7 protein-coding genes and 2 pseudogenes are annotated in these 6,643 nt (G+C 53.5%); 5 read left to right on the forward strand and 4 right to left on the reverse strand.

Annotated elements, in window-relative coordinates:
• The 3 genes and pseudogenes from ACLQ7H_RS25275 to ACLQ7H_RS25285 all read right to left on the reverse strand — a co-directional run.
• Nucleotides 1-482 (reverse strand): annotated as a pseudogene (locus ACLQ7H_RS25275) (GMC family oxidoreductase); the annotation flags it as partial.
• Nucleotides 483-484: 2 nt separating this feature from the next.
• Nucleotides 485-1,210, reverse strand: a complete 726-nt coding sequence (locus ACLQ7H_RS25280) for a gluconate 2-dehydrogenase subunit 3 family protein (protein ID WP_411755044.1) — start codon at nt 1,208-1,210, stop codon at nt 485-487.
• A 307-nt stretch (nt 1,211-1,517) separates the two neighbouring features.
• Nucleotides 1,518-2,180, reverse strand: coding sequence for a transglycosylase SLT domain-containing protein (locus tag ACLQ7H_RS25285; RefSeq protein WP_411755045.1), 663 nt, complete (start codon nt 2,178-2,180; stop codon nt 1,518-1,520).
• A 109-nt stretch (nt 2,181-2,289) separates the two neighbouring features.
• On the opposite strand from ACLQ7H_RS25285, the gene ghoS reads away from it, so the two are divergent.
• The 5 genes from ghoS to ACLQ7H_RS25310 all read left to right on the forward strand — a co-directional run bounded on the left by ghoS (nt 2,290) and on the right by ACLQ7H_RS25310 (nt 6,268).
• Nucleotides 2,290-2,589: a type V toxin-antitoxin system endoribonuclease antitoxin GhoS gene (gene ghoS / locus ACLQ7H_RS25290; RefSeq protein WP_411755046.1), complete on the forward strand. Its 300-nt coding sequence runs from the start codon at nt 2,290-2,292 to the stop codon at nt 2,587-2,589.
• A 130-nt stretch (nt 2,590-2,719) separates the two neighbouring features.
• Entirely contained in the window at nt 2,720-3,658 is a 939-nt protein-coding gene (locus ACLQ7H_RS25295) for a metal ABC transporter substrate-binding protein (protein ID WP_411755047.1), read from the forward strand.
• Nucleotides 3,655-4,545, forward strand: coding sequence for a manganese/iron ABC transporter ATP-binding protein (locus ACLQ7H_RS25300; protein WP_411755048.1), 891 nt, complete (start codon nt 3,655-3,657; stop codon nt 4,543-4,545). Before ACLQ7H_RS25295 ends, ACLQ7H_RS25300 begins: the two co-directional genes overlap by 4 nt.
• Complete coding sequence (locus ACLQ7H_RS25305) at nt 4,545-5,408, forward strand: metal ABC transporter permease (protein WP_411755049.1); 864 nt, start codon at nt 4,545-4,547, stop codon at nt 5,406-5,408. Before ACLQ7H_RS25300 ends, ACLQ7H_RS25305 begins: the two co-directional genes overlap by 1 nt.
• Nucleotides 5,408-6,268, forward strand: a complete 861-nt coding sequence (locus ACLQ7H_RS25310; protein WP_411755050.1) for a metal ABC transporter permease — start codon at nt 5,408-5,410, stop codon at nt 6,266-6,268. Before ACLQ7H_RS25305 ends, ACLQ7H_RS25310 begins: the two co-directional genes overlap by 1 nt.
• 20 nt (nt 6,269-6,288) lie before the next feature.
• On the opposite strand, the pseudogene ACLQ7H_RS25315 reads toward ACLQ7H_RS25310, so the two are convergent.
• Nucleotides 6,289-6,390, reverse strand: a pseudogene (locus tag ACLQ7H_RS25315) (N-acetyltransferase); the annotation flags it as partial.
• Between the last annotated feature and the right edge of the window lie 253 nt (nt 6,391-6,643).

A 6,643-nucleotide genomic window follows, 5' to 3' on the forward strand; every position in this document is an offset into this window, starting at 1 on the left:
CCGAATACCTTCTCGGCCTTATCGAAGAACGGCTCCAGCTCGTCGTAGCTCACCCCAAAATCCTGGATCGTCATGTCTTTTGGAATAAAGCTTTTGCCGTAGCGCTCTTCATAATGGCTGCGCATACGCAGCTCGATAGGATCGATACGGAAATGCACGCCAGACCAGTGCAGGCCAGCTCCGCCCACGCCGGTGCCCGGCAGGAAAGCCGCCAACTGGCGATAAGGTACTGCGGTCTGGCTGGTGTTGTGACGGATGGTCACCGTACTTTTGGAAAGGTCTTGGAACAGCTTGCGGCGGATATTATAGGTCAGTTCATCGATCACCTGCGGGTAGGAGCCGTCTGGGTAGGTATCGCGCATCGGGCCACGCTCAAGCGCCACCACGTTCAGCCCGGCCTCGGTCAACTCCTTGGCCATAATGGCACCAACCCAACCAAAACCGACGATCACCACATCCTGCTTCTTCATTACCGTTGCCATAATTACCCTCTCTCCCCACGAATCGATACCGGTGGGAAGGGATAACGTTCCCCTCGCTCAACCCAGTCCATAAAGTCGGCGCGCGCGCCCGGAAAATTAATCAGCTTCCATCCCACCATCTCTTTGTTACCGCCATGGATCGGATCGCTGAAAAAGCCTTCACGGGTGTTTTGCAACAGATAAGAGAAGAACAGCTTGGCAGGCAGTTGCGCAAACTCGGCCTCACCGGATTCAAACTTATGCAACAGCGCATCCTGTTGTGCACCATCCAGCTCGGCGAAGACCTTACCTGCCGTTTTCTTGCTGTAGACATCAGCCTCACTGATACCCAGGTTATAAATCTGTTTGGGCACCAACGGCAGTTGATAACCCATTTCCGGAGCGACATCGGGATTGAATGGCCCCTGCATATACCAGATTGAACCGGTGGCATAAGGCGTATTCATCTGACGATCGATAAACTCCGGCACGCCAGCCTCCAAAGCGCCCGGGCCGCGATCGTCTGCAGGGATCAAACGCGCGACTGCCGCCTGCACAAAGGCCCACTCTTCGGGGGTAAAGAAGGTCGGTTGATAATCAGACTGCTTGGGAGCATCGCTAGCGGCAAGCACGGGTGTGGGCGCCGTCAGGGCACTCACACCGCTGCCACCGATAACGGCCGCGGGGATCAGCGTCATCGATTTCAGCAAGAAATCACGCCGGGAATTGTTGGTTTTATCATTCGACATTGCACATTCCTTCCAAAAATAATCACAACTATTTAACCCCAACCTTGCGGTCTATACGGAGTTTAAACATATATTGTTACGTAATTGTTTATTTTTTGAAGGTCATAAAGTGAACTTTGGCAGCAATGTTACCGGTAACTCTCTGATTGAACGTAAAGTTTTCCTTGTTAATGTAAAATTAACAATTTGTGCGGTTTTTTAGTTCAAAAGGCGGGAGAACAGCGGAAATGGGATGCGGAGCACATTTTTACCGGCAAGAAATAGCAAAACCGGCCCTTTATTGGGGCCGGCTGTAGGCAATCTGAGGCTAGTCAGCCATCGCTTGATAAGCGGTGGTAACCTTCCACAAGTAACGCGGTGCTTGCGGTGCCGGGTGTTTCTTCTGGATATGCTGATAAAACTCGTCCGGGCTCATCTGATTAATGCGGTTTACCGCCACACGTTTATCCGATGAGAAGGTCCGCAACATTGCGCCTGCCCCGTTCACATAGGAAACGATGGTGGCATAGCGTAACGTTTGTGGATTAGTGATCCCGGCTAGCTGCTGGCTTTGAAGAATATTGATATAGGCTGTTCCCAGATCAATATTAACCGCCGGATCCTTCAACTCACGTGAACTTGGCTGCCCGTTCTTTCCCTTCAAACGGTAAGCATCGCGTCCTGCGGTTGAGGCTTTCAGCTGCATGAGCCCCACGGCATTCGAGGTGCTGACCACGTTCGGGTTAAACCCGGACTCCACCTGAATGATCGCCTTAATCAGCGTTTCGTCGACGCCATAGTTGCTGGCGGCCTGACGGATATAATCGTTATAAGCGACCGGTGTCCCGGTACGGTTGCTTGGTGTTTGCGGTGGGGTTTTTAGCCAACCGCCCGATGTGCCACTGCCTGCCTGGTTGCCCGTTGTTTGCGGATCTTTCGCACAACCGGCTAATAATACGATTGCCATCAGGCAACCTATTTTTGTTTTCACAGAATCCCTCACTCCTTTCAATGAGTTGCGTAGCATATACAACCGGTAAGGATACCTGCATAACTTTTTTGGTCTATTCTCAGGCTATTCATATACCAAGAGGTGATTTATGAGTCAATCTTCGTCCATAGGTTTTGTGGTGTCTTTCACCTATCAGGGACATAGCTTAACCGATTTAGCTAAATTAACCGGACAAATGACGCTGGCCGGTTTTTCCACCACGCTCAACGACAGCAAGGGCGTTCCCCATGATCTGGGGATCAACAGCTTTTCACTAACAACGCCATTAAATCAAGAAGATGTAAAACAGTTGGCGCAAGGGTTGGGCGAGGTGGCACTGGGGGAGAAACCCGAGGTGGAGATAGTCACATGCAGTGATTACTTGCAGCGGTTACATCCCGATACATAAAATGTTATAACTCACTCGGCGGTATTATTTCATTAACAACACAATAACCCTTCGGCACAGCTTGGTGATGCTTGACTTCCGCTCAACTGATATTGATAATCATTTTCATTTGAATAAGGAGACGTCATCCATGCCCATGAAAGACAACGTATTGACTTACCGTCGTTGCAGCTTGTCCCGCTTTCGCTCCCTTGCCCTGCTCTGGGTATGCCTCAGCATTGTTGCCGTTAGCCAACCGGCTTTGGCGAAGGATAAGCTGCGCGTGGTGACCACCTTCACCATTATCCAGGATATCGCCCAGAACGTGGCAGGCGACGCCGCCGTGGTGGAGTCCATCACCAAGCCCGGAGCGGAAATCCACGACTATCAGCCCACGCCGCGCGATATCGTCAAGGCACAGCACGCCGACCTGATTTTATGGAACGGGATGAACCTGGAGCGCTGGTTTCAACGCTTCTTTGAAAATATCAAACAGGTTCCCGCCGCCGTGGTAACCGATGGGATCACCCCGATGCCGATCCACGAAGGCCCGTATAACGGTAATCCAAACCCCCATGCCTGGATGTCGCCAAGCAATGCGCTGATCTACGTCGAGAACATCCGCAAAGCGTTAGTACAGCACGATCCCGACAACGCAGAAACCTATAACCGAAATGCCAAAGCCTACGCTGAAAAAATCGCGGCGCTGGATGCCCCACTACGTGAACGTTTATCACGCATCCCGTCAGCCCAGCGCTGGCTGGTGACCAGCGAAGGTGCCTTTAGCTATCTGGCCAAAGATTATCAGTTGCAAGAAGTCTATCTGTGGCCAATCAATGCCGACGAACAGGGTTCACCGCAGCAGGTGCGCCGGGTGATTGATACCGTGCGGGCCAACCACATTCCGGTGGTGTTCAGCGAAAGCACCATTTCAGATAAGCCAGCCAAGCAGGTGGCCAAAGAAACCGGCGCGCAATACGGTGGCGTGTTGTACGTCGATTCCCTGTCTACGGCCGACGGGCCAGTACCTACCTATATCGACCTGCTCAATGTCACCGTGCAAACTATCGCCAAAGGATTTAATCAATGAGCGCAGAGACCTTTATCCGCCCCGAACTCAGCGTGGATGACGTATCGGTCACCTATAACAACGGCCATACGGCGATCCATAACGCCAGCTTTACCCTTAGCGGTGGTTCGATCTGTGCGCTGGTGGGGGTTAACGGCAGTGGCAAATCAACCCTGTTCAAAAGCATTATGGGCCTGGTAAAACCAACATCCGGCCAGGTGCTGCTGAGCGGGCAGCCGGTTGTCGCCGCGCTGAAGAAAAATATTATCGCCTATGTGCCGCAGACCGAAGAGGTTGACTGGAACTTCCCGGTGCTGGTGGAAGACGTGGTGATGATGGGCCGTTACGGCAAAATGAACTTCCTGCGCATTCCTACCAAGGAAGACCGACTGTGGGTCGATAAGGCGCTGGAGCGCGTTGGCCTGAGCGAGTTACGTAGCCGGCAGATCGGCGAACTTTCCGGCGGGCAGAAAAAACGCGTATTCCTGGCCCGTGCCCTGGCTCAGCAGGGAACGGTGCTGCTGCTTGATGAGCCTTTTACCGGTGTAGATGTCAAAACCGAGAACGCCATTATCGAGCTGTTACGTTCGCTGCGCGATGAGGGTCACCTGATCCTGGTGTCGACCCACAACCTGGGCAGCGTACCGGAATTTTGCGATCGGGTGATCCTGATTAACCGTACCGTGCTGGCCGCCGGGCCGCTCGAAACCACGTTCACGCAAAGCAATCTGGAACTGGCGTTCGGAGGTGTATTGCGCCATATCAACCTCTCCGGGCCCGATCTGCACGATGACAACGATCCCCGCACAGTGACAGTAATAACCGATGACGAGCGCCCTGCGGTGTTTTATGGCCATACCAAGAGCGATCCTCCGGCGCAAAGCCAGCAAAAGGAGAATAACCCCTGATGCTCGAGATCCTGCTGCAACCGTTCAATTACAACTACATGGTCAAGGCGATGTGGGTCAGCGCCATCGTCGGCGCAGCCTGTGCTTTTCTGTCGGCCTATCTGATGCTGAAAGGCTGGTCGTTGATGGGGGATGCGCTTTCCCACTCCGTGGTGCCAGGTGTAGCCGGTGCCTATGCCCTCGGCCTGCCCTATGCGGCCGGTGCGTTTTTCACCGGCATGCTGGCCGCACTGGCGATGACGCTGGTACGCCACGTTACCCGGCTGCGGGAAGATGCGATTATCGGCTTTATTTTCTCCACCTTTTTCGCCGTCGGCCTGTTGATCATTTCGCTCAATCCTACCTCGGTGAACGTGCAGTCAATCATCTTCGGCAACATTCTCGGCATCGCAGACGAAGACGTGTTGCAGGTGGAAATTATTATCGGCGTTTCGTTGCTGATCTTATGCCTGGTGTGGAAAGACCTGCTGGCGGTATTTTTCGACGAAAACCACGCGGTATCGATCGGGCTTTCGCCATTAAAACTGAAAATCCTGTTCTTTACCCTGCTTAGCGCCTGTACCGTGGCAGCGCTGCAAACCGTCGGCGCCATTCTGGTGATCGCCATGGTGATTACCCCCGGTGCCACCGCCTATCTGCTGACCGATCGTTTTGGCCGGTTGGTGATTATCGCCATCGCGATCGGTGCCTTGACCAGCGGCCTGGGCGCTTACCTCAGCTTCTTCGTCGACGGGGCTACCGGCGGCGTGATCGTCACGCTGCAGACGCTGGTGTTCCTGGCGGCCTTCCTGTTTGCACCCAAGCACGGGCTGTTAGCCTCAAAACGCCGCGTCACCCGTGCCAACTCTCCGGAGGGCAACTGATGGAACTCCTGTTGCAATGGTTTTCAGAGCCGTTCGCCTACCCCTTTATGCAGCGCGCCATCATCGCGGCTATCGTCACCGGCGTAGTTTGTGCCGTGTTGTCTTGTTATCTGGTGTTGAAAGGCTGGTCACTGATGGGTGATGCCATCTCTCACGCCGTGCTACCCGGCATTGTGTTAGCCTTTGTGTTCAGCATTCCGCTGGCGATTGGCGCATTTCTTTCCGGCATTTTCTGCGCGGTCGCGACGGGTTATCTGAAAGAGCACAGCCGGGTAAAGGAAGACACGGTGATGGGGATCGTATTCTCTGGCATGTTTGCCTTTGGGTTAGTGCTGTTTGCCCGCATTGATACCGATCAACACCTCAGCCATATCCTGTTTGGCAATATGCTGGGGATCACCGACGGAGAGTTACGGCAAACCTTGTGGATCGCCGGGATCACGCTGGCGATCGTGCTGCTCAAGCGCCAGGACTTTATGCTCTATTGTTTTGATCCCAACCATGCGCGCGTCATCGGCCTGCCGGTGAAGTTACTGCACTACGGATTACTGTGCCTGCTGGCATTAACCATTGTGGCCTCGCTACAGGCGGTAGGGGTTATCCTGGTGATTGCGATGCTGATCGCACCGGGCATCATTGCATTTACCCTGTGTCGCAGCTTCAACCGGATGCTGATCGTCGCCACCGTCGCTTCGGTTTTTTCCTGCGTGCTGGGCACTCTGATCAGCTTTCATATCGACGGCGCAACCGGGCCGTGCATCGTGATCGTGCAGGCGCTGTTGTTTGTCATCGCCCTGCTCTATAGCCACTTCAAACCCGTGCAACGTCACGAAATCACCGTAGTTAAAACCAACCCGTAGGCGCCGCATGCGGCGCCCATTTATTTCTGCTGATAAATATCGGGCCGTGCGATCTGCCAGACAAAGTCCTGCTTATTGACCGGCTGATAGCCTACCTGTTGATACAGCCCCGGGGCACTGCTGACTCGGCTCCATTGCCCACTCCCGTGAAAATTGATTGGTTTGAAAGTAACGTCTAAACATCGTCGAGCTTTTGCCAAGTTGCAAGCTGAGACGTACTTAAATTAATCAATAGCGTATATACTTTGACCAGACACGCGACGATGATATTTTCGTCAATAGATGGCGCAGCTGTGCGCCACATCGTGTTTTCGCAGCAGGAAAGACGCTAACCTAATGAAATCGCAGGCAACACAGAAGGGGATTACTATGTGG

Origin of the sequence: Serratia sp. (in: enterobacteria), assembly GCF_046715635.1 — a bacterium.
In the GTDB taxonomy this organism is placed as follows: domain Bacteria; phylum Pseudomonadota; class Gammaproteobacteria; order Enterobacterales; family Enterobacteriaceae; genus Chania.

What these genes read in the sequence shown, in the direction of transcription:
- ACLQ7H_RS25280 (WP_411755044.1), bottom strand. Translation starts at nt 1,210, where the DNA reads ATGTCGAATGATAAAACCAACAATTCCCGGCGTGATTTCTTGCTGAAA.
- ghoS (WP_411755046.1), top strand. Translation starts at nt 2,290, where the DNA reads ATGAGTCAATCTTCGTCCATAGGTTTTGTGGTGTCTTTCACCTATCAG.
- ACLQ7H_RS25295 (WP_411755047.1), top strand. Translation starts at nt 2,720, where the DNA reads ATGCCCATGAAAGACAACGTATTGACTTACCGTCGTTGCAGCTTGTCC.
- ACLQ7H_RS25300 (WP_411755048.1), top strand. Translation starts at nt 3,655, where the DNA reads ATGAGCGCAGAGACCTTTATCCGCCCCGAACTCAGCGTGGATGACGTA.
- ACLQ7H_RS25305 (WP_411755049.1), top strand. Translation starts at nt 4,545, where the DNA reads ATGCTCGAGATCCTGCTGCAACCGTTCAATTACAACTACATGGTCAAG.
- ACLQ7H_RS25310 (WP_411755050.1), top strand. Translation starts at nt 5,408, where the DNA reads ATGGAACTCCTGTTGCAATGGTTTTCAGAGCCGTTCGCCTACCCCTTT.